The following is a 19,162-nucleotide window of genomic DNA, read 5'->3' as shown; positions in this document are numbered from 1 at the left end:
TAACCTATTCTTTTGCTAAATCCTTTGCAGCGTCTTCCCAAGCCTGTTTGAACTCGTCCGCGCTGTCAGCTGAGACATATGTGCCGCCTCCCGCTTCCGCCGCTTTTTCAAGGCTTTCGCTTCCTTTCATGCCGAAGTTGAAGCCGATGATATTGACGATCGTGTTGACGTTCGCTTTACGGAGCTTTTGAATTTCGGCCTGAGGATTACCGCCGCATGTTTCTTCACCGTCTGTGATCAGATATACGACGTTTTTCCCCGTGGCGCCGGCCCGCTCAAATTCTTCACGCGTATCAGAAAGCGCTTTCGCTATCGGTGTCCAGCCGGTCGGTTTAATCTTGCTGAGTGATTGCTCAAATGGAGTCACGGCGTACGGCTGAAGGCCGTATAACGTTTCTGTCGCATTACATGATACGGCTTTGCCTGAGTTTTTATTATTGCCCTTATGCCCGAATACCCGAAGCATCAGATTCGTGTCTTCAGGAAGAACTTCCGCAAAAGAAGTGACAGACTCTTTCGCGACATCTATTTTACGCTCTCCCCCTGTTTTTTGTATCATGCTTCCGCTTGCGTCAAACAGCACGGCAACGTTTGTTTCTTCGTGCTTTTTCTCAGCTGCAAAAACAGGTGATCCGAGTGAAAGCGTCAAAAGTCCGACAATCCCCGCAGTGAACATTTTTTTCATTTCCTTCATTCCTCTCCGTTTGTTTTTGGCCGATGGGCCCCCGGCTCTTCTCTATGCTAGATGACGAGTATGCAAAAAGATATAGGGCGGGATTCCTTTTGTATAAGCGGCTGTATGCCGTTAAAAATGAACAGAATTATGCGCATCATCCTAAAAAGATTGGATAAATGATGACAGATTTAATGCCTTTTTCGCCCTTTTTGTAATATAAGTCCGGAATCTGATTCTTTTTACAGTTTTCTCTTCACCTTTTCTTGAAATTTTTGTTAAATAAAAATAAAAAAAAGGGCCGATAAACGGCACCTTTTCTTATTCCGCTAATGAACTCGCTGCCATTGTAAAGATGCGGTTCATATCCTTTTGGCTGTGAGCTTCGTAATATTTTCCTCCGCCCGCTTTGGCAATCTCGTGAAGCTGGCCGTTGAAGCCTTCCTTAAAGTCAAAGCCGATCACGTTGACTTTAATATGCTGTTTGCGAAGTTCTTTCGCTGTCTTAACAGGATCTCCTCCGCATGTCTCCTCGCCGTCCGTCAACAGGAAAACGGATTTACTGCCAAGTTTGTGCAAACCGGTAAAGGAAGCCTTCGCATCCTCTAATGCTTTTGCAATCGGTGTCCAGCCCGTAGGCCCGATTCCGTTAAGAGAGTTAAGGAAGCTCTGTCTGTCAAACCTTTGGAATCCGTACACACCGCGAATGGATTCACAAGATTGAACCTTTCCGGAGTTTTTATTATTGCCTTCCGAACCGAAAACCGTCATTCTGACCTGTGATTTAGATTTAATTTGATCCGCAAAACGGACAATTTCTTCTTTTGCCATGTTGTATTTAGAAACACCGTCAATCCGTTTTGCCATACTGCCGCTCGCATCAAGTAAAATGGCTGTATTGTTTTTAAATGAAAGAGTCTTCTCGTTTGCATTCTCGGCAGCAAAAGCAGGAGATGCAGCAGTCAGCATCAATCCGAGCATGAGTATGAGTGAAAATGTTTTTTTCATTGCTTTTTCCCCTTTTCAATAGATTTACGTTCAACGCCGAACAATATTTATCGTAAATGAGATGAATAGGGAAATAAATAGGACGGCGTTCCTCATTATTTTTGCGTATATTCACATAGAAGCGGCATTTTTATCAGTGATTTACACCCGGCGCTCAGCCTTCAATCGACATTTGTCAGCCTTTAGGCTTTCGTTATATGAGTCTGTTGGTTGCTTTACCGTTTATGGAATAGTTTTCAAAAAAATAGACGCTCATGAAAGCGTCTATTTTTTCGCCATATATTTGTTTAAAAATGAATCTGCTTCGGAAATGTCCACTCCCTGATAATAATGCTTGACGATGTCCGCCACTGATTTTCCCTGCTCCGCCATGTAATTGGCCCCGTACTGGCTCATCCCGACGCCGTGGCCGAATCCTTTTGTCGTAATGGTGATGCTGCCGCCGTTCCGTTTCCATTCAAAGTCGGCAGAACGGAGTCCGAGTTTTTCCCGGATGTCTCTTCCCTTCAGCTTTTTGCCGTTGATAACGGCCGTCGCCACTTGATGGCCCGGCGTTCTGGCTGTAATCTGTCCCACCGTGTTTTGTCCCGAGAGCTGTACGCCGAGCTTTTGCTGAAACTCCGGCACACTGAAGGTCTGGGTGGCGAGATATTTCGGCGATTGCTTATCCCACGGACTTTTCACGCTCTTTAAATAAGGAATGGCGCTTGTCCAATAGGCTTCCGCATTTTCCGTATACCCGTTGCTCGTAGAGAAGAAAGATGCCTCAATCGGCTTGTTATCGTACGTTAAAATCTTTCCTTGCGTGCCGGCCACCGCGTTTGTGATTTTCTTGAGGTTGTGTGCGTACTTAGAACCCCATTCTTTTTTCAGCTGGCTTTTGCTTTGATAGACTTGGAACATTTGCGTATCATCCACCAGTGATCCTTTCGGCGCCTGAACGGCTGAGTCAGCGACCATCAGTCTGACGATGAATGTCCGGGCGGCGAGCGCCTGGGCTTTTAAGGCCTCCGGTTTAAAGTTTGCGGGCATTTCGGAAGCCACGACACCGACCACGTACTCTTCAAGCGGAATGTTCTCTACAGAATGATTGGATGTCCGATAAACCGGAATGGATACAGGTGATTCTTTCAATGTTTCTGCTCCTTTTGTTTCTCGTGTGGTGTGTGCTGTTTTGTGTCCGGGCTCTCTATTTACGGCTGCTCCTTTTTCTGCCTGAAACGGAAGGACGAGAATGGTGGGGACAAGAAGAATAAGTATACACAGCCCGGATAGTAGAAATACAATCGGTTTCATATATCAGCTGCCTCCTGCTTGGGATTCGACTCTACTTCATCTTATGGGCAGGGACAAGCTAATATGACTTCCTTTTGGACAGAATCTTTATTCCATTTTTCACGCGAAAAACGTATTCTTTTTTGGAAATCAGAGCATAATAATGATGATAAACCATAAAAAAACAGTATGCCAGATTGACATACTGTTTTTACAGCCATTATGCGTTTAGGTCAGTTACGACTTCTTTGCTTTCTTGTTCAGCGGCCGTTTCATCAACGACACGCTCGATGTCAGCGCCGAGAGCCGCAAGTTTTTGATGGAAATTCACATAACCGCGATCCAAGTGCTTCAGTTCCGTGACACGTGTATGACCTTCAGCCACTAATCCCGCAAGAATCAGCGCCGCGCCCGCACGCAGGTCCGTAGCGGCAACTTCTGCGCCTTGCAGCTGTACAGGACCATTAATGATCACAGAACGTCCTTCAATTTTAATGTCGCCATTCATCCGGCGGAATTCTTCAGCATGCATAAAACGGTTTTCAAACACAGTTTCAGTAATCATGCTTGTTCCGCTCGCACGGAGAAGCAGCGCCATCATTTGCGACTGCATATCAGTCGGGAATCCTGGGTGAGGCATCGTTTTAATGTCGATCGGCTTCAGCTGGGCAGGACCGATGACACGAAGGCCTTCTCCTTCATCCGTAATTTTGACTCCCATTTCTTCCATCTTCGCAATTAAAGACGTAAGATGCTCAGGAACCGCACCTTTGACTAATACATTTCCTTCCGTGATCGCCGCAGCCACCATGAAAGTACCCGCTTCAATACGGTCAGGAATGATGTTGTGTCTTACGCCGTGAAGCTTTTCGACACCTTCAATTTTAATGGTGCCTGTGCCGGCTCCGCGGATTTTTCCGCCCATCGCATTGATATAGTTCGCTAAGTCAACGATTTCAGGCTCTTTTGCCACGTTTTCAAGCGTTGTTGTTCCTTCAGCTAAAGCAGCTGCCATAATCAAGTTTTCTGTCGCACCCACACTTGGGAAATCTAAATAGATTTTTGCGCCCTGCAGACGGCCTTCCACTTCTGCTTCAATAAAGCCGTTGCCTACTTTGATTTTTGCACCCATTGCTTCAAAGCCTTTTAAATGCTGATCAATCGGTCTTGAGCCGATTGCGCAGCCGCCCGGAAGCGCTACTCTTGAATGACCCGTACGGGCTAACAGAGGGCCCATAACAAGCACTGACGCGCGCATTTTGCGCACATATTCAAAAGGTGCTTCTGTTTCTAAAGCGTAAGAAGCGTTTACGGTAACTTCATTATTCTCAAAATGCACATCTGCTCCTAAATGACGCAACACTTCATTAATTGTATATACATCGGAGAGCGTAGGTACATCACATATTACGCTTTTTTCTTCACTTGCTAATAAAGATGCAGCGATAACTGGTAAAACGGCATTTTTTGCTCCTTCAACTTTCACTGTGCCGTTTAACTTCTGACCGCCGCGGACGATGATTTTTTCCAAGGTATTCCCCTCCGCGTCCCTATATTCTCTATATTAATATTCAGTCGTCACGATTGGTGTGCCAACCGTAACGGTATGTTTTTCGCCCATTCCCGCACTTCTAAGCGCAACTTGCACATTCATCTTATGTTTCGATGTCATGATGTAATCTGTCCACTTATATGTAAATGCAGAAACAGAAACGAAATGAGGCTCAACTACATGTTCAACTGGACTTGCTTCAAATTCTTTCATGAGCTGTTCTGCTTTTTTTTGCAAAACAATACTCATATTATCATTTAAATGACCCTTTAGACAAGTAAAAATAAATACTTTATTTTGAAATATGTCATGTGCCTGCCGTTCAAACTGTTCATATGTATCATTCCAGTTTTTCGGTTGCTCCGGGCTCATTTGCTCATATAATAAATACGAAGTTGGGTTCTGGTTTTTGAGGGTAGTGACGAGCTGCAGTTTAAAAGTTGTGTGATTTTTTTTGTCAGAATACGTGCCGACGGCCTTTACGATTTTATCTTCCCGCGCGGATTCCCAATGATATTGCGGATACTGCGTCTTCAGTTCTTTTACCTTGTCATCAAATTCACTCAGTGACAGGTTCAGATTTTTTTTCGCATGAAGCGTCCATTCATCTACAGTGACCTGCTGCCGCTCCATTCCTTCGGCAATCTGGGCAAGCGGAGACAGCTCACTTGCATGAATGGAATGAAATACCGCTATTAAGGCGCTTAAAAAAACAAAAAACAAGATGATGCGGCCTGCTCTTTTTTTCTTCATATCGATCTCTCCCCCTTACTCCCATTTTTGCCGGAGCCGGGGAAAGCAATACATGGAAAACTTCGTCAAAACTCGCCAAGCGGGTGAAGAAAAATTGGTTTCTCACCCAGCGATTCCCTTCATTTTAACAGACGAAACATCTTAAAATAAGTATGGAAGCTGTTTCGAATAGGTAAGATAATCTAAAAAGAAGTCAGCGACTGCCGTACCGATCGCAATGGTAAGAAGAATGATCAGCAGCCTCGCCTGCACTATTTTTCCTTTTCGGATCAGCGGATCAAAGTTGACGGCCTGAAGCGCCCACCATGTCACCGCAATGCATACCAGGTGAACCAGGATGCTGATTGCGGCCTGCTGCCCCAATACATTCACAAATTCCATCTCCTTTCATTTTTTCCGCCCCTCATATCCTCTCTTATTATATAAGAAGAAGAGAGAAAGATGATCATTTTTACATCAGAATTTTTATCCAAAATTAGGGGCAATCCCCGCTTAAATGTCCGTTCTCCGGCATGATATACTTTTTTGGAAAGGAGATGGGAATATGAATCATTCCTTTTTTCATCCGGAAAAGCAGTATGGAGAAACTCTTCCCGTATTTGACCACGAGTGGGAAGCGATAGCATTCTACTATGATTATAGACAGTCTCAAACAGAGGAACTGAAAGAATTATGTCAGTTTTTCAACATTTCTCTTGATTATTCACGCGGCAGCCTGCTGGAAGTGGAAGCTCTTTACTTCCGCAGCATACAAGAGCTGCTTTTGGCGGATTGGAACCTGCCGATTGACGAATTTGAGAAAATGCTCAGTGTGTATGTCATCGATTGCGCCATCAGACACCATGACGATGCCGAATGGGTCGTCAAACCTTATCCGTATACGGACGGCGCTTATACGACGGGTGTGCGGAGAGGAAACAAAACGTGGCACACCGACAACTGCTGCGAACATTTATATCTGCAAAAAGAAGAGGATCATCCGCTTATCTGCGTCTATGAATCTCTTATGCGTTAATATAGAAAAAGAATCCTTCTCAGACAGCCGAGAAGGATTCTTTTTTAGTTTCCTGCAACATCCAATCTGTTTACAGCCCGCTGTAGCGCAAGCTCAGCCCGACGAATGTCAGTATCATCTGATCGTTTGTTCAAACGGTCTTCCGCCCGCTTTTTCGCAGCAAGGGCGCGCTCTTTATCAATGCTTTCCGCTGTTTCAGCGGCTTGTGCAAGGATAGTGACCTGATCAGGACGGACTTCTAAAAATCCGCCGCTGACAGCCGCCAATTCGGTCTGCCCGTCTTTTTTAAGGCGGACAGCGCCGATTTTAAGCGGAGCCACGGTCGGAATATGGCCAGGCAAGATACCGAGATCACCGCTCTCGGCTCTTACACTTACCATTTCAATATCAGCATCATATACTGGGCCGTCGGGAGTAACGATATTGACTTTAACGGTCTTCATGCTTTTACCCTCCTAGGACCAGATTAAACTTCTACACCCATCTCTTTTGCATTCTCAATGACTTCTTCAATGCGTCCCACAAGACGGAATGCATCTTCCGGAAGATGGTCATATTTACCGGAAAGGATTTCTTTAAAGCCTCGTACCGTTTCTTTAACAGGCACGTAAGAACCCTTTTGTCCCGTAAACTGCTCAGCTACGTGGAAGTTTTGAGAAAGGAAGAACTGGATACGGCGTGCGCGGTGAACGACAAGCTTGTCTTCTTCACCTAATTCGTCCATACCGAGAATCGCGATAATATCCTGAAGTTCTTTGTAACGCTGAAGCGTTGACTGGACTTCACGCGCCACCGCATAATGCTCTTCTCCGACAATTTCCGGAGCAAGCGCGCGGGAAGTGGAAGCCAGCGGATCAACCGCAGGGTAGATACCCATTTCAGTTAATTTACGCTCAAGGTTAGTCGTCGCATCCAAGTGAGCGAACGTTGTCGCCGGAGCCGGGTCAGTGTAGTCATCGGCAGGCACGTAGATCGCCTGGATAGATGTAACTGAACCAACGTTTGTAGACGTAATACGCTCTTGAAGCTGACCCATTTCTGTCGCAAGCGTCGGCTGATAACCAACCGCAGAAGGCATACGGCCGAGAAGCGCGGAAACCTCTGAACCCGCTTGTGTGAAACGGAAAATGTTATCGATAAAGAACAGTACGTCCTGTCCTTGTTTATCACGGAAATGCTCAGCCATTGTAAGACCCGTCAGTGCTACACGCATACGTGCGCCCGGCGGCTCGTTCATTTGTCCGAAGACCATGGCTGTTTTCTTAATAACGCCTGAATCGCTCATTTCGTAGAAAAGGTCGTTCCCTTCACGAGTACGCTCTCCTACACCGGCGAATACGGAAATACCGCCGTGCTCTTGCGCGATATTGTTGATTAATTCCTGGATTAATACGGTTTTACCTACGCCGGCGCCGCCGAACAATCCGATTTTACCGCCCTTGATGTAAGGAGCGAGCAGGTCAACAACCTTAATTCCCGTTTCAAGAATTTCAACCTCAGTTGAAAGCTCATCGAATGAAGGAGCTGATCTGTGGATCGGGTCCTTTTGAGCATCCGCAGGCAGCGGTTCATTTAAATCAATTTTATCTCCCAGTACGTTAAATACGCGTCCGAGAGTCACATCACCGACAGGAACGGAAATCGGAGCACCTGTATCAACTGCTTCCATTCCGCGCTGAATTCCGTCCGTAGATGCCATGGCAATTGTACGGACTGTATCATCGCCTAAATGAAGAGCAACCTCTAGCGTTAGGTCGATGCCTACTTCATTTTCGCCTGTAGCTGGCTGTGAAACTTTAATCGCATTATAAATCGCAGGCAAATGGCCGTCCTCGAAACGTACGTCGACAACCGGTCCAAGCACCTGACTTACGCGTCCTTTCTTCATCGCTATCCCTCCTGACAAAATCTTTCTATTCTAAAGCGGCTGCACCGCCGACAATTTCGGTAATTTCTTGTGTAATCGCCGCTTGACGCGCGCGGTTATATGAAAGCGAAAGTGAATCAATGAGTTCTTTCGCATTATCCGTCGCATTTTTCATTGCTGTCATTCTCGCAGCGTGTTCACTTGCTTTACTGTCAAGAAGCGCGCCGTAAATTAAGCTTTCCGCATATTGAGGAAGCAGCACTTCGAGCACCTCTTCTTCATCCGGTTCGAACTCGTAAGAAGCCGTGCGCTTCCCGCCGCTCGTTCCGAAATCCGTTAAAGGCAGCACTTTTTTCTCCGTCACTTCCTGTGAAATCGCACTGACGAAATGGTTATACACCAAATGCAGTTCATCAAAAGCGCCGTCGATAAACATTTGAACCGTCTGACGGGTCAAATCTTTAATCTGAGCAAAAGTGACCTCGTCGCCAAGCCCCACTAACTCAGACAAAATCGGCATTTCCCGTTTTTTGAAGAAATCGCGGCCGACTCTGCCGATTGCAATCACCGTGTATTCATCTTTAGACTGATGGCGTTCTTGAATGGTGCGGTAAGCGTTTCGCAAAACCGAACTGTTAAACGCACCCGCAAGCCCGCGGTCAGACGTAATGACGAGATACGCCGTCTTTTTCACTTCTCTTGAGACAAGCATCGGGTGTTTCGCGTTTTTCGCGCCTTTTCCGACGTTAAACACAACCTCCTGGATCTTATCCATATACGGAGCAAATGACTTTGCGTTGGTTTCCGCACGGTTCAGCTTCGCAGCGGATACCATCTGCATGGCTTTTGTAATCTGGCTTGTTTTTTTCGTTGACGTGATCCTTGACTTAATATCGCGTAATGAGGCCAAAGATTTCACCACCTTTATTCTTCATTTGCGTAAAAAGAGAGAAAAAGAGAACCTTTTTCTCTCATCTTCTAAGGGTTAGTTGCTTGGTGCAAATGTGCGTTTGAAGCCTTCGATTGCAGCTTTGAAGTCTTCATCAGCAGGAAGGTTTCCTGTTTTCGCAATGCCGTCAAGCAGATCTTTATGGTTTTGATCAAGGTACATGTAGTACTCTTCTTCAAAACGTCTGATATCCGCAACCGGAATATCATCAAGATATCCTTTTGTCAGCGCATAAAGAATGGCTACCTGTTTTTCAACCGGGAGCGGTTTATTCAAGTCTTGTTTCAGCACTTCAACTGTACGCGCACCGCGGTTCAGTTTCGCCTGAGTCGCCTGGTCAAGATCAGATCCGAATTGGGCGAACGCTTCAAGTTCACGGTATGAAGCCAGGTCAAGACGCAATGTTCCAGCTACCTTTTTCATCGCTTTGATTTGGGCTGATCCGCCGACACGGGATACGGATAATCCGGCATTGATCGCAGGACGCACGCCTGAGAAGAATAGGTCGGATTGAAGGAAAATCTGTCCGTCAGTAATGGAAATGACGTTTGTCGGGATATAAGCGGAGATATCTCCTGCTTGTGTTTCGACGAACGGCAGCGCCGTAATTGATCCTGCGCCTTTTGCGTCACTCAGCTTGGCTGCGCGCTCAAGCAGACGGGAGTGAAGATAGAATACATCCCCAGGGAATGCTTCACGGCCCGGCGGACGGCGAAGAAGCAATGACAGCTCACGGTAAGCGGCCGCTTGTTTGGATAAATCATCATATACGACGAGAACGTGCTTGCCGTTGTACATGAATTCTTCACCCATTGTCACCCCTGCATACGGTGCAAGGTAAAGAAGCGGAGCCGGCTGTGAAGCGGACGCCGTCACGACAATCGTGTAATCAAGCGCGCCATGCTTACGAAGTGTTTCCACCACGCCGCGCACTGTAGATTCTTTTTGACCGATCGCTACGTACACACAGATCATGTCTTGATCTTTTTGGTTTAAGATTGTATCAATCGCAACAGATGTTTTACCTGTCTGACGGTCACCGATAATCAGCTCACGCTGTCCGCGGCCGATCGGAATTAACGCGTCAATCGCTTTGATACCCGTTTGCAGCGGCTCATGTACCGATTTACGGTCCATTACGCCTGGAGCCTGGCTTTCGATCGGACGTGTTTTGCTTGTCAGAATCGGACCCAGTCCGTCTACCGGCTGTCCTAACGGGTTGACGATACGTCCGATTAATTCTTCACCTACAGGAACTTCCATGATGCGGCCCGTTCTTTTGACCTCATCACCTTCACGGATATCTCTGTAAGGTCCTAAGATAACGATACCTACGTTGGATTCTTCAAGGTTTTGAGCCATACCCAAAACGCCGTTTGAAAACTCAACAAGTTCACCGGCCATACAATTGTCAAGGCCGTGCACACGCGCAATACCGTCTCCGACTTGGATGACTGTACCTACGTCATGAACTTCAATTTCAGATTGGTAATTTTGAATTTGCTGCTTTATCAGCGTGCTAATCTCTTCAGCTTTGATGCTCACTTAGGTTTCACCCCTTCTATCGATTTCCTCCGGCAAGTTGACGTTCCATGCGCTCAAGCTTTCCGCTTACGCTTCCGTCATATATCCGGTTTCCAATGCGGACTTTAATGCCGCCTATTAAATCCGTCTGCACTTCATTTCTGATTCTGAGCGAAGCGATTCCGGCTTTTTTTGCAAACACTTGAGACAATGATAACATTTCCGCTTCTGACAGCGGTTTTACTGAATAAACAACCGCGTCCTCTGTCTGACGGGCCTGATTGGCAAGTTTGATAAACTCGTCTGTGAGATCAGGCACAATCGAAGACCGGCGGCGGTCAATCAGAAGAAAAATCGTATGCAGCACAGACTCAGACAGTGCGCCGAACGATTGCTGAATCAGCTCTTTTTTCTTAGCGGCCGATACCTTCGGATGGCTTAACACTTCCTGTAATCCGGCTTCGTTCCGGAACACTTCTTTTAGTACGGTAAGCTCTTCTTCGACTTCATTGATTTGAGAAGTCTCAACGGCAATGTCGAAAAGCGCTGACGCGTATCGTTTAGAGACAGCAGATCCACTCATCGGCTTTCTCCTACCTCTTTAAGATAGTCCTGAATCAGTTGTTCCTGGGCTTGTTCATCAAGCTCTTTTTCAATCACTTTCGATGCGATTAAGACAGAAAGTGATGCGACTTGCTCGCGAAGTGCGGAAACCGCTTGTTCTTTTTCTTTAACAATTTCGGTTCTCGCCGCTTCTTTCAATCTTTCAGACTCGGCGCGTGCAGCCTGGATAATGTCTTCCTTCTGCTTTTCACCCAGTTTTTTCGCATTTTCAATGAGTGATTGTGATTCCTGTTTCGCTTCTTTTAAAAGAACACGCTGCTCTTCAATCAGCTTCTGCGCTTCTTTATTTCTTTCTTCAGCGGACGTAATTTCGCCGGCGATATGATCTTCACGCTGTTTCATTATATTTAATAGCGGTCCAAGAGCGAATTTCTTGAGAAGCGCTAATAAAACTAACATAGCTAACAATTGGAATAGGATATCTCCGCCGTTAAACGACAGTCCTAATTCAAGAGGTAATTGAGACATCTACTACGGCAACTCCCTTCTGCAGGTTTTCTCTGCTGATAAAAAGCCGTTTCGGGACGGCCTGCTTATCAGACATAAAGCAATGGCGAAGGTTCTCTTAGAGTGATCTTCGCCATTTTTAGTTCATATAAGGCTTTTTTGCTTAGCCAAAGAACGCTAAGAACGCGATAACGACAGCGATAATCGGAAGGGCCTCAACCAATGCGATACCCATGAACATAAGAGTTCTAAGTTCTTTTCCTGCTTCCGGCTGACGGGCGATTCCCTCTACCGTACGTGAAACGATCAGACCGTTACCAATACCTGCACCAAGTGCACCTAAACCGATTGCAATTGCAGCTGCTATTAAATTCATGAAAAAGTTCCTCCTTTAAAATGTTATCCGAATGGATATATGATTTTAATGATCATGACTGATTTTGTGTGACATGTACACCATCGTCAGCATCGTAAAGATAAATGCCTGGATGGTACCGATGAACAAGCTGAACGCCTGCCATGCAAGCATCGGAAGAATGGCTCCGACTGTGCCGACCAAACCGAGAAAGAAGCTGTTTGAGTAGAAATTCGTCGCCAGATTCGCAAGCAGGCCAAGAAGAATTTCCCCGGCGAAAATGTTACCGTAAAGACGAAGTCCGAGTGTCAGCGTATTCGCAAACTCCTCAATGATCTTCATCGGGAACATAAGCGGAACCGGTCTGAGGTAATCCTTAGAGTATTCCTTCAAACCTTTCATCTTCACGCCGTAATAGTGCGTTAACGACACAACCATAACGGCTAGAGTCAGAGTAATAGCCGGATCGGCCGTCGGTGATTTCCACCAAAGCTCGTGTCCGACCGTTACAGAAAACGGCAGCCCCAGCATATTTGATACAAATATGTACATCAGCAAGGTTACACCAAGCGCCAAGAAGTTAGCCCCTGTTTTTAAATCCATTGTACTGCCTATAATATTGCGGACAAAATCAACAATCCATTCCATGAAGTTCTGGGCTTTTCCTGGACGGATGGACAGCGTTCTCGTAGTGAGAATCGCAATCAGCAGCACAATCACACTTGCCACAGTAATCATCAGAATGTTTGTCAGATTAAAAGTAAGACCAAACAAATCCATAGTTCTGTAATCGTGATTCAATGGGTTTTCACCTCTCTTCCATTGATGAACGTTTGAGCTGAATAATGGAATCTATCATAATGACGGGATAAATTGTCATTAATCCAATAATCACACTTGCCACACTGACTTTATCGGGATATTTAAAGGCGACAGCCATCGCAAGTATCGCATTGCACCAACGCGCTGCGCTCCCGAGTGATCGTATGGACTTTCCTTTCGCCACGGCCTTGTCAAAAGCATTCATTCTTCTGGTCAAGAGCCATAAATTAAACAAACTGAAAACAGTTCCCAAAAAGAGGCCTAGAAAAACAGTTTTATACGCCGTAAGACCATATCCCAGCAAATAGATTGCTAAGATCACAAATACATATCTCCGTTGTCTGCTGAATGTAAGATTGGGATCGTCCATCAACTATCTGTCTCCTGATGAAAATGTAATATAATTCCTGGATACGGCAAAACATGCGGTTAACCCTTTGCAGAAGGCCTTTTTTTGTCCCGCAAAACGGCCTGTTCGAAAAAACCACTCATCCTCCTGATGCCACGGGATGCTGTTTCATTCGCTTAGATAAATCCTCATATAACGGGTTTTTTGGAGGATTTAAAATGAGGATGGATACTAGAAATGAAAGGAATGAAAACCTTCTCATAATACCCTCGTTTAGCATACAATAGCCCCTAACATGTGTCAATCTGTTTAAAGTTAAAAAACTTTTTATACCGAAAGCATACACAGAATGTTCACAAATTCACCTATAAATGTATGAAGTCTGCCCATTCAGCAAATATCTGGATAAAAAAAGAAAACCCCCTGAATGAGGTTTTCCGATTTATTTGGTTCCGTACAGTCTGTCACCCGCGTCACCGAGGCCCGGAACGATATAGCCTTTTTCATTCAGTTTTTCATCAAGGGCGGCGATATAAATATCAACGTCAGAGTGATGTTTCTGCAGCTCTTCCACGCCTTCCGGAGCCGCTACAAGACACATAAAACGAATGTTTCTCGCGCCGCGCTTTTTCAGGCTGTTTATCGCTTCCACCGCAGAACCTCCCGTAGCAAGCAGCGGATCCACGACAATAAATTCGCGTTCTTCTACATCAGAAGGAAGCTTGACATAGTATTCCACCGGTTTTAAGGTTTCCGGATCACGGTATAATCCGACATGTCCCACTTTAGCGGCCGGGATTAATTTCAGCATGCCGTCAACCATTCCGAGACCCGCTCTCAGGATCGGCACGATACCGAGTTTCTTCCCTGAAATCACTTTGGATGTCGCTGTTTGAACAGGTGTTTTCACTTCCACTTCTTTAAGAGGAAGATCACGTGTAATTTCAAACGCCATCAGTGACGCGACTTCGTCCACAAGGTCTCTGAAATCCTTTGTGCCTGTATTTTCATTCCGAATATATGTCAGCTTGTGCTGGATTAAAGGATGATCAAATACGTAAACCTTTCCCATACTGTGTTCAGCTCCTTTTTTGTTGTCCGAGTGACTTTTTCACACTTCTATTGATTCTACAGAAAAAGACAAACAGTTTCAAGAAAATCATAAAAAAACCCGCCGGATTAAGGTTCCGGCGGGTTTCTTCCTTATTAATAGTCCAGTTCTTTATATAAAGGAAACTTTTCAGTCAAGGCAGATACGCGCTGTCTCGCTTCTTCAAGTTTTGCTTCGTCTTCATGATTTTTCAGTGCGAGGCCGATGATGGCGCCGACTTCTTCAAGCGCGTCACCGTCAAAGCCGCGGCTTGTCACAGCTGCCGTACCAAGACGGATTCCGCTTGTGACGAACGGTTTTTCCGGATCGTAAGGGATCGCGTTTTTATTAGATGTAATGCCGATTTCATCAAGAACGTGTTCAGCGACTTTTCCGGTCAGACCGAGAGAACGGAGGTCGACAAGCACAAGGTGGTTATCCGTTCCGCCTGATACGAGCTGAATGCCCTCTTTGTTCAGAGACTCAGCCAGGCGCTTCGCGTTCGAGATGACGTTTTGTGCATACGTTTTGAAATCATCTTCAAGCACTTCTCCGAAAGAAACGGCTTTGGCCGCGATGACATGCATAAGCGGTCCGCCTTGGATTCCCGGGAAAATGGATTTATCAATCTTTTTGCCGAACTCTTCACGGCAAAGGATCATTCCTCCGCGGGGTCCGCGAAGTGTTTTGTGAGTCGTTGTCGTTACAAAGTCAGCGTAAGGAACCGGATTCGGATGAAGACCGGCTGCGACAAGACCCGCGATATGCGCCATGTCTACCATGAAGTAAGCGCCGACTTCATCAGCGATTTCGCGGAATTTTTTAAAGTCGATCGTGCGGGGGTACGCGCTCGCTCCGGCAACGATGAGTTTCGGCTTATGCGCCAGCGCTTTTTCACGCACATCTTCATAATCTATATATTGCGTGTCTTTATCGACACCGTATTCTACAAAGTTGTATTGAACGCCGCTGAAATTAACCGGGCTTCCGTGTGTTAAGTGGCCGCCGTGGGAGAGGTTCATCCCGAGCACCGTGTCGCCGTGCTCTAAAATCGTGAAGTAAACAGCCATGTTCGCCTGAGCGCCTGAGTGCGGCTGAACGTTTACATGCTCAGCTCCGAAAATCTCTTTCGCGCGGTCGCGGGCGATGTCCTCGACGACATCAACATGCTCACAGCCGCCGTAGTAGCGTTTGCCGGGGTAGCCTTCAGCATATTTGTTTGTTAAAACAGAGCCTTGTGCTTCCATTACCGCTTCCGTCACGAAGTTTTCAGAAGCAATTAATTCGATCTTAGTCTGTTGACGCTTACGCTCATCTTTGATGGCGTTAAACACTTGTTTGTCTTGTACAGGTAAATGTTTCATCAGCGAGATCCTCTCCTATCCGTTTCCTGTTCTTTATTTTTACCACCCTTATTGTACATGGTTTTTCAGGTGAATGTAACAGCTTATTTAAAAAAATCACAAAATTTAATTAGAAAACACGAACATTATACAGGAAAAGTATTTTCATCATTCGCATTCATAAACGGCGCGAATTCCGCCTATCAGCTTCGGTCTTGTCCGGGCCATCGTCACATGTGCTTCTCCAAGCTCACGGCTTGATATCCGGACAGGGACGGCAACGGGTTTCAGATGCATGCCGATGAACGTATCACCGATGTCAATCCCGGCGTCAGCCTGAATCGATTCGGCGAGCACGGGAGAACGCATCTGCCGGTATGCATAAGAGGCCATCGCTCCGCCCGCTTTCGGGACGGGGACGGCTGAAACAATGGGGAGCCTGAACCGCTCGGCCGTTTCCGCTTCAATGACAAGCGCCCTGTTTAAATGCTCGCAGCATTGAAAAGCAAGATGCACACCCGTTTTTTCCTTAAACCGGTTAAGTCCGCCGTATATCAATTCAGCCCAATCTCCGCTTCCGGCGGTGCCGATCCGACTTCCGGCGGCTTCACTTGTACTGCACCCGATCACCAGCAGACTGCCGTCCGTCAGTCCTGCCTGCTCTTGAAACTCAGTCAGCATGTCCGTCCATTTTTGCTTCATCTCTTCCATTGTCCAGCACCTCTTACAGATTTTTTTCTTCGTAATCTGCGATTTTGCCGATCCGCCGTTCGTGGCGGCCGCCCGTAAATTCAGTCGTCAGCCAGACTTTTGCGATTTCGCGCGCCAGCCCCGGGCCGATGACGCGTTCGCCCATCGCAAGAACATTCGTGTCATTGTGTTCACGCGTCGCTTTTGCGCTGAAGGTGTCATGGGCAAGCGCACAGCGTATGCCCTTTACCTTATTTGCGGAGATGCTCATGCCGATGCCTGTGCCGCAAATTAAAATTCCCCTGTCAGCTTCGCCGTTCACCACTTTTTCCGCTACCGGAAAAGCGTAGTCTGAATAATCGACAGAGCCGGCGCCGCATTCACAGCCCATATCAATGTATTCAATCTGCAATTCATCCAAAAGACTTTTTATTTCTTCGCGGATATGGACGCCGCCGTGATCTGACGCAATAGCTACTTTCATTCATTTACCTCCTAGGTGTGGCTGGGCGAAGACAGCCCAGTGTGCTTGTCCTTTTTATTACGAAATCCGTTGATTTCATTCTACTCTTTCACATTCGTTTTGCAAATGACCTGTTTGCAGATTTTCTGACAGATTACTTGCTTTTTCCGTCAAGCAATTGATCAGCCAAAAGGGTCAGCAGCTCCTCCAGTTCGTCCCGCGTCTGTTTATAAACATCAAGCGGACCGCCGAACGGGTCAGAGATATCGCCGTTTTCCCCCGTTACGTATTCTTTAATGGTAAAGACTTTGCCCTGACTGTTTTGATACCGGCCTTCAATCAGCTGTTTATGCTGTTCCGTCATCGCCAGCACCAGATCAGCCGTCTCGATATGTTCTTCCGATAAGGGAGATGAACTGTGATTGAGAGCGATCCGTTTTTCAAACAGCGCTTCTACGGCATGGGCCGACGCTTTTCCGTGCGGAGACGCGAATACGCCGGCCGAGCTTACGCTGACATCCAGCCCTTTCGTTTCTGCAATGGATTTAAAAAGAGCCTCAGCCATGGGACTGCGGCATGTATTGCCTGTACATACAAAGATTATTTTCATGTCCGTCACCTCTTACTGCCTATTATAAATGAAGAAAAAAGAAACGGCATCTTCGTTTCTTTTTTTACGTATCTTATATCGGTAAAAGCAGTTTCAGCCCGAATCCGATCAAAATGGCTCCGCCAAGCGCTTCGCTGTAGGAGCCGAGCCACGACTGCACCTTTCTTCCCGCCAAAAGGCCCGCCCATGTTAAAACGGTGCTGAAGACCCCGAACAGCGTAACGGCCAGAAACGGATTGGAGCCGTTCATCCCGAGACTGAGCCCGACAGAAAAGCTGTCCAGACTGACACCGACCGCAAACAGCAACAGTCCCGAGCCTGCCGGAGATATGAGCGGCCCGTCTGATTGTTTAAACGCGGCGATGATCATCTGCACCCCTAAAATGAAAAGAAGAGATCCGCCGATGTAAACGGCGAGCATCCCCAAAAAACCGGACAGCAGATGCCCGGCCGCCATTCCCACAAGCGGCATCATGACATGAAACAGCCCGATGACAACCCCTATATGAAAAATCTGTTTTTTCTTCAGCTGAATCATTCCCATTCCGAGTCCGACGGAAAAGGCATCCGTCCCCAAAGCAAATGCCATGATGCTTAAGGAGACAAGTTCCCCGATGAATAGATTCGACATGAAATAAAAACCCCCTTGGACGTGCCCGCATGTTTAGCTTATGCATGTCCGATAAGGGGTAGAACAAGTTAATGGATAACGGTGCCGCCTGCGGCTTTCATCAGCCTGTTCATCACGGCGAGCCCCACTCCGGTATCCGGAAAGGACTCAGAAATAATCATGTCCACTTCCGCTTCATCAAAGCTGCGGAGCGCATCGTATAAGGCGGATGCCACTGTTTCAAGGTCGGCGCGTCTGCCGCAGACCTTGATATAATCAGCCTGGTAACTATCGGCGTTCTCTTCTGTTGTCAGAATGCCGATTCGTTTTCCCCGGCTTTTATATACGTCTGCCAGTTCTTGAATTCTCCGGGCGCCGCCGTCGGCAATAGCCATCGGCGCAGAAGGCGCGTAATGTGTATATTTCATACCCGGAGAAATAGGAACCTCATCTTCTTCGGTCAGCCCTTTATCCACAAGAACCGGACCGGCGGCGGATTCAATCTGCTCTTTTGTCACGCCGCCCGGACGAAGCAGCACGGGCTGTTTCCCCGTACAGGACAGAACGGTTGATTCCACTCCGATTCCCGTCGCGCCGCCGTCCACAATACCGGCAATGCGGCCGTTTAAATCATGAGCTACATGCTCGGCCTTCGTCGGGCTCGGTTTCCCTGATAAATTGGCGCTCGGCGCGGCGATCGGCAGTCCGGCCGAGCTGATGAGGGCTAATGCCACCGGATGATCAGGCATTCTGACCGCTACCGTCTCAAGTCCCGCGGTGACACGGGGTGACAGCACACCGGGCTTACACGGCAGGACAAGGGTCAGCGCCCCCGGCCAGAATAGCTTCATAAGCTTTTTCGCCGTATCAGGAATATGGCTGATAAAACGATCAAGCTGGCTGATATGGGATATATGCACAATCAGCGGGTTATCGCTCGGCCTTCCTTTCGCCTCATATATTTTCGTTACGGCTTCCGTATTTTCAGCGTTAGCGCCCAGTCCGTAAACGGTTTCTGTCGGAAAAGCCACAACCTCATTCTGCCGGAGCAATTCCGCGGCTTGTGTAATCTGGGGATCGGTTGTGGATAATTCGCGCGAACAATCCACAAACCATCTTTTTGTTTTCATGTATAACCAAACT

23 protein-coding genes are annotated in these 19,162 nt (G+C 47.0%); 1 reads left to right on the top strand and 22 read right to left on the bottom strand.

Features of this window, described 5'->3' with window-relative positions; genetic code table 11:
* Positions 1-4: 4 nt before the first annotated feature.
* From ACWHAR_RS11850 to ACWHAR_RS11825, 6 genes are all read right to left on the bottom strand, one after another.
* Positions 5-685 carry a VWA domain-containing protein gene (locus ACWHAR_RS11850; protein WP_012118657.1) on the bottom strand — a complete coding sequence of 227 codons (681 nt, stop codon included), beginning with the start codon at positions 683-685 and terminating at the stop codon, positions 5-7.
* Positions 686-994: 309 nt separating this feature from the next.
* Positions 995-1,681 (bottom strand): VWA domain-containing protein, encoded by a 687-nt coding sequence (locus ACWHAR_RS11845; protein ID WP_007407590.1) that lies wholly within the window; start codon positions 1,679-1,681, stop codon positions 995-997.
* A gap of 264 nt (positions 1,682-1,945) precedes the next feature.
* Positions 1,946-2,977, bottom strand: a complete 1,032-nt coding sequence (spoIID, locus tag ACWHAR_RS11840) for a stage II sporulation protein D (protein WP_007614360.1) — start codon at positions 2,975-2,977, stop codon at positions 1,946-1,948.
* A 199-nt stretch (positions 2,978-3,176) separates the two neighbouring features.
* Complete coding sequence (gene murA, locus ACWHAR_RS11835; RefSeq protein WP_007614362.1) at positions 3,177-4,487, bottom strand: UDP-N-acetylglucosamine 1-carboxyvinyltransferase; 1,311 nt, start codon at positions 4,485-4,487, stop codon at positions 3,177-3,179.
* A 33-nt stretch (positions 4,488-4,520) separates the two neighbouring features.
* A complete protein-coding gene (locus tag ACWHAR_RS11830; protein ID WP_032875952.1) occupies positions 4,521-5,261 on the bottom strand; it encodes a YwmB family TATA-box binding protein in 741 nt (246 codons plus the stop codon).
* A 141-nt stretch (positions 5,262-5,402) separates the two neighbouring features.
* Positions 5,403-5,633: a DUF1146 family protein gene (locus tag ACWHAR_RS11825; protein WP_007614366.1), complete on the bottom strand. Its 231-nt coding sequence runs from the start codon at positions 5,631-5,633 to the stop codon at positions 5,403-5,405.
* A gap of 172 nt (positions 5,634-5,805) precedes the next feature.
* Between ACWHAR_RS11825 and ACWHAR_RS11820 the strand changes: the two genes are divergently transcribed.
* Positions 5,806-6,276 (top strand): hypothetical protein, encoded by a 471-nt coding sequence (locus ACWHAR_RS11820; protein WP_032875950.1) that lies wholly within the window; start codon positions 5,806-5,808, stop codon positions 6,274-6,276.
* Positions 6,277-6,320: 44 nt separating this feature from the next.
* On the opposite strand, the gene ACWHAR_RS11815 is transcribed toward ACWHAR_RS11820, so the two are convergent.
* The 16 genes from ACWHAR_RS11815 to ACWHAR_RS11740 all read right to left on the bottom strand — a co-directional run bounded on the left by ACWHAR_RS11815 (position 6,321) and on the right by ACWHAR_RS11740 (position 19,149).
* Entirely contained in the window at positions 6,321-6,719 is a 399-nt protein-coding gene (locus ACWHAR_RS11815) for a F0F1 ATP synthase subunit epsilon (RefSeq protein ID WP_003151176.1), read from the bottom strand.
* Positions 6,720-6,742: 23 nt separating this feature from the next.
* Positions 6,743-8,164 carry a F0F1 ATP synthase subunit beta gene (gene atpD / locus ACWHAR_RS11810; protein ID WP_003151173.1) on the bottom strand — a complete coding sequence of 474 codons (1,422 nt, stop codon included), beginning with the start codon at positions 8,162-8,164 and terminating at the stop codon, positions 6,743-6,745.
* Positions 8,165-8,189: 25 nt separating this feature from the next.
* Positions 8,190-9,053 (bottom strand): ATP synthase F1 subunit gamma, encoded by an 864-nt coding sequence (gene atpG, locus ACWHAR_RS11805; RefSeq protein ID WP_003151172.1) that lies wholly within the window; start codon positions 9,051-9,053, stop codon positions 8,190-8,192.
* A gap of 75 nt (positions 9,054-9,128) precedes the next feature.
* Positions 9,129-10,637 (bottom strand): F0F1 ATP synthase subunit alpha, encoded by a 1,509-nt coding sequence (gene atpA, locus ACWHAR_RS11800; RefSeq protein ID WP_003151170.1) that lies wholly within the window; start codon positions 10,635-10,637, stop codon positions 9,129-9,131.
* Positions 10,638-10,653: 16 nt separating this feature from the next.
* Entirely contained in the window at positions 10,654-11,199 is a 546-nt protein-coding gene (locus ACWHAR_RS11795; RefSeq protein ID WP_032875948.1) for a F0F1 ATP synthase subunit delta, read from the bottom strand.
* Positions 11,196-11,708 carry a F0F1 ATP synthase subunit B gene (gene atpF, locus ACWHAR_RS11790; RefSeq protein ID WP_003151168.1) on the bottom strand — a complete coding sequence of 171 codons (513 nt, stop codon included), beginning with the start codon at positions 11,706-11,708 and terminating at the stop codon, positions 11,196-11,198. The genes ACWHAR_RS11795 and atpF overlap by 4 nt, the downstream gene beginning before the upstream one ends.
* A 142-nt stretch (positions 11,709-11,850) precedes the next feature.
* Positions 11,851-12,063 (bottom strand): F0F1 ATP synthase subunit C, encoded by a 213-nt coding sequence (gene atpE / locus ACWHAR_RS11785; RefSeq protein WP_003151167.1) that lies wholly within the window; start codon positions 12,061-12,063, stop codon positions 11,851-11,853.
* A gap of 45 nt (positions 12,064-12,108) precedes the next feature.
* Entirely contained in the window at positions 12,109-12,843 is a 735-nt protein-coding gene (gene atpB, locus ACWHAR_RS11780; protein WP_029325729.1) for a F0F1 ATP synthase subunit A, read from the bottom strand.
* A 7-nt stretch (positions 12,844-12,850) separates the two neighbouring features.
* Positions 12,851-13,234 (bottom strand): ATP synthase subunit I, encoded by a 384-nt coding sequence (gene atpI, locus ACWHAR_RS11775; protein WP_003151155.1) that lies wholly within the window; start codon positions 13,232-13,234, stop codon positions 12,851-12,853.
* Positions 13,235-13,655: 421 nt separating this feature from the next.
* Entirely contained in the window at positions 13,656-14,285 is a 630-nt protein-coding gene (gene upp / locus ACWHAR_RS11770; protein WP_032875946.1) for a uracil phosphoribosyltransferase, read from the bottom strand.
* Between the two features lie 134 nt (positions 14,286-14,419).
* On the bottom strand, positions 14,420-15,667 hold the full coding sequence (gene glyA, locus ACWHAR_RS11765) for a serine hydroxymethyltransferase (protein ID WP_007614376.1): 1,248 nt from the start codon (positions 15,665-15,667) through the stop codon (positions 14,420-14,422).
* A gap of 147 nt (positions 15,668-15,814) precedes the next feature.
* Complete coding sequence (locus tag ACWHAR_RS11760; protein WP_007407598.1) at positions 15,815-16,357, bottom strand: TIGR01440 family protein; 543 nt, start codon at positions 16,355-16,357, stop codon at positions 15,815-15,817.
* Between the two features lie 13 nt (positions 16,358-16,370).
* Positions 16,371-16,820: a ribose 5-phosphate isomerase B gene (gene rpiB / locus ACWHAR_RS11755; RefSeq protein ID WP_003151149.1), complete on the bottom strand. Its 450-nt coding sequence runs from the start codon at positions 16,818-16,820 to the stop codon at positions 16,371-16,373.
* Between the two features lie 133 nt (positions 16,821-16,953).
* Positions 16,954-17,409, bottom strand: a complete 456-nt coding sequence (locus ACWHAR_RS11750) for a low molecular weight protein arginine phosphatase (protein WP_003151148.1) — start codon at positions 17,407-17,409, stop codon at positions 16,954-16,956.
* A 73-nt stretch (positions 17,410-17,482) separates the two neighbouring features.
* Positions 17,483-18,040, bottom strand: a complete 558-nt coding sequence (locus tag ACWHAR_RS11745; protein WP_021494810.1) for a manganese efflux pump MntP — start codon at positions 18,038-18,040, stop codon at positions 17,483-17,485.
* A 68-nt stretch (positions 18,041-18,108) separates the two neighbouring features.
* Positions 18,109-19,149 carry an L-threonylcarbamoyladenylate synthase gene (locus tag ACWHAR_RS11740; RefSeq protein ID WP_032875942.1) on the bottom strand — a complete coding sequence of 347 codons (1,041 nt, stop codon included), beginning with the start codon at positions 19,147-19,149 and terminating at the stop codon, positions 18,109-18,111.
* Positions 19,150-19,162: the final 13 nt, after the last annotated feature.

The sequence above is a fragment of the Bacillus sp. LR--39 genome, from assembly GCF_053613335.1.
This window is presented reverse-complemented; position numbering and strand designations above follow the sequence as displayed.

Excerpts from the sequence above, each read along its gene's own strand:
- ACWHAR_RS11850 (WP_012118657.1), bottom strand. The coding sequence starts at position 685 with ATGAAAAAAATGTTCACTGCGGGGATTGTCGGACTTTTGACGCTTTCA.
- ACWHAR_RS11745 (WP_021494810.1), bottom strand. The coding sequence starts at position 18,040 with ATGTCGAATCTATTCATCGGGGAACTTGTCTCCTTAAGCATCATGGCA.
- ACWHAR_RS11760 (WP_007407598.1), bottom strand. The coding sequence starts at position 16,357 with ATGGAAGAGATGAAGCAAAAATGGACGGACATGCTGACTGAGTTTCAA.
- ACWHAR_RS11845 (WP_007407590.1), bottom strand. The coding sequence starts at position 1,681 with ATGAAAAAAACATTTTCACTCATACTCATGCTCGGATTGATGCTGACT.
- ACWHAR_RS11750 (WP_003151148.1), bottom strand. The coding sequence starts at position 17,409 with ATGAAAATAATCTTTGTATGTACAGGCAATACATGCCGCAGTCCCATG.
- atpE (WP_003151167.1), bottom strand. The coding sequence starts at position 12,063 with ATGAATTTAATAGCAGCTGCAATTGCAATCGGTTTAGGTGCACTTGGT.
- rpiB (WP_003151149.1), bottom strand. The coding sequence starts at position 16,820 with ATGAAAGTAGCTATTGCGTCAGATCACGGCGGCGTCCATATCCGCGAA.
- atpD (WP_003151173.1), bottom strand. The coding sequence starts at position 8,164 with ATGAAGAAAGGACGCGTAAGTCAGGTGCTTGGACCGGTTGTCGACGTA.
- glyA (WP_007614376.1), bottom strand. The coding sequence starts at position 15,667 with ATGAAACATTTACCTGTACAAGACAAACAAGTGTTTAACGCCATCAAA.
- ACWHAR_RS11820 (WP_032875950.1), top strand. The coding sequence starts at position 5,806 with ATGAATCATTCCTTTTTTCATCCGGAAAAGCAGTATGGAGAAACTCTT.
- spoIID (WP_007614360.1), bottom strand. The coding sequence starts at position 2,977 with ATGAAACCGATTGTATTTCTACTATCCGGGCTGTGTATACTTATTCTT.
- ACWHAR_RS11830 (WP_032875952.1), bottom strand. The coding sequence starts at position 5,261 with ATGAAGAAAAAAAGAGCAGGCCGCATCATCTTGTTTTTTGTTTTTTTA.
- atpF (WP_003151168.1), bottom strand. The coding sequence starts at position 11,708 with ATGTCTCAATTACCTCTTGAATTAGGACTGTCGTTTAACGGCGGAGAT.
- ACWHAR_RS11740 (WP_032875942.1), bottom strand. The coding sequence starts at position 19,149 with ATGAAAACAAAAAGATGGTTTGTGGATTGTTCGCGCGAATTATCCACA.
- ACWHAR_RS11795 (WP_032875948.1), bottom strand. The coding sequence starts at position 11,199 with ATGAGTGGATCTGCTGTCTCTAAACGATACGCGTCAGCGCTTTTCGAC.
- upp (WP_032875946.1), bottom strand. The coding sequence starts at position 14,285 with ATGGGAAAGGTTTACGTATTTGATCATCCTTTAATCCAGCACAAGCTG.
- ACWHAR_RS11815 (WP_003151176.1), bottom strand. The coding sequence starts at position 6,719 with ATGAAGACCGTTAAAGTCAATATCGTTACTCCCGACGGCCCAGTATAT.
- atpI (WP_003151155.1), bottom strand. The coding sequence starts at position 13,234 with ATGGACGATCCCAATCTTACATTCAGCAGACAACGGAGATATGTATTT.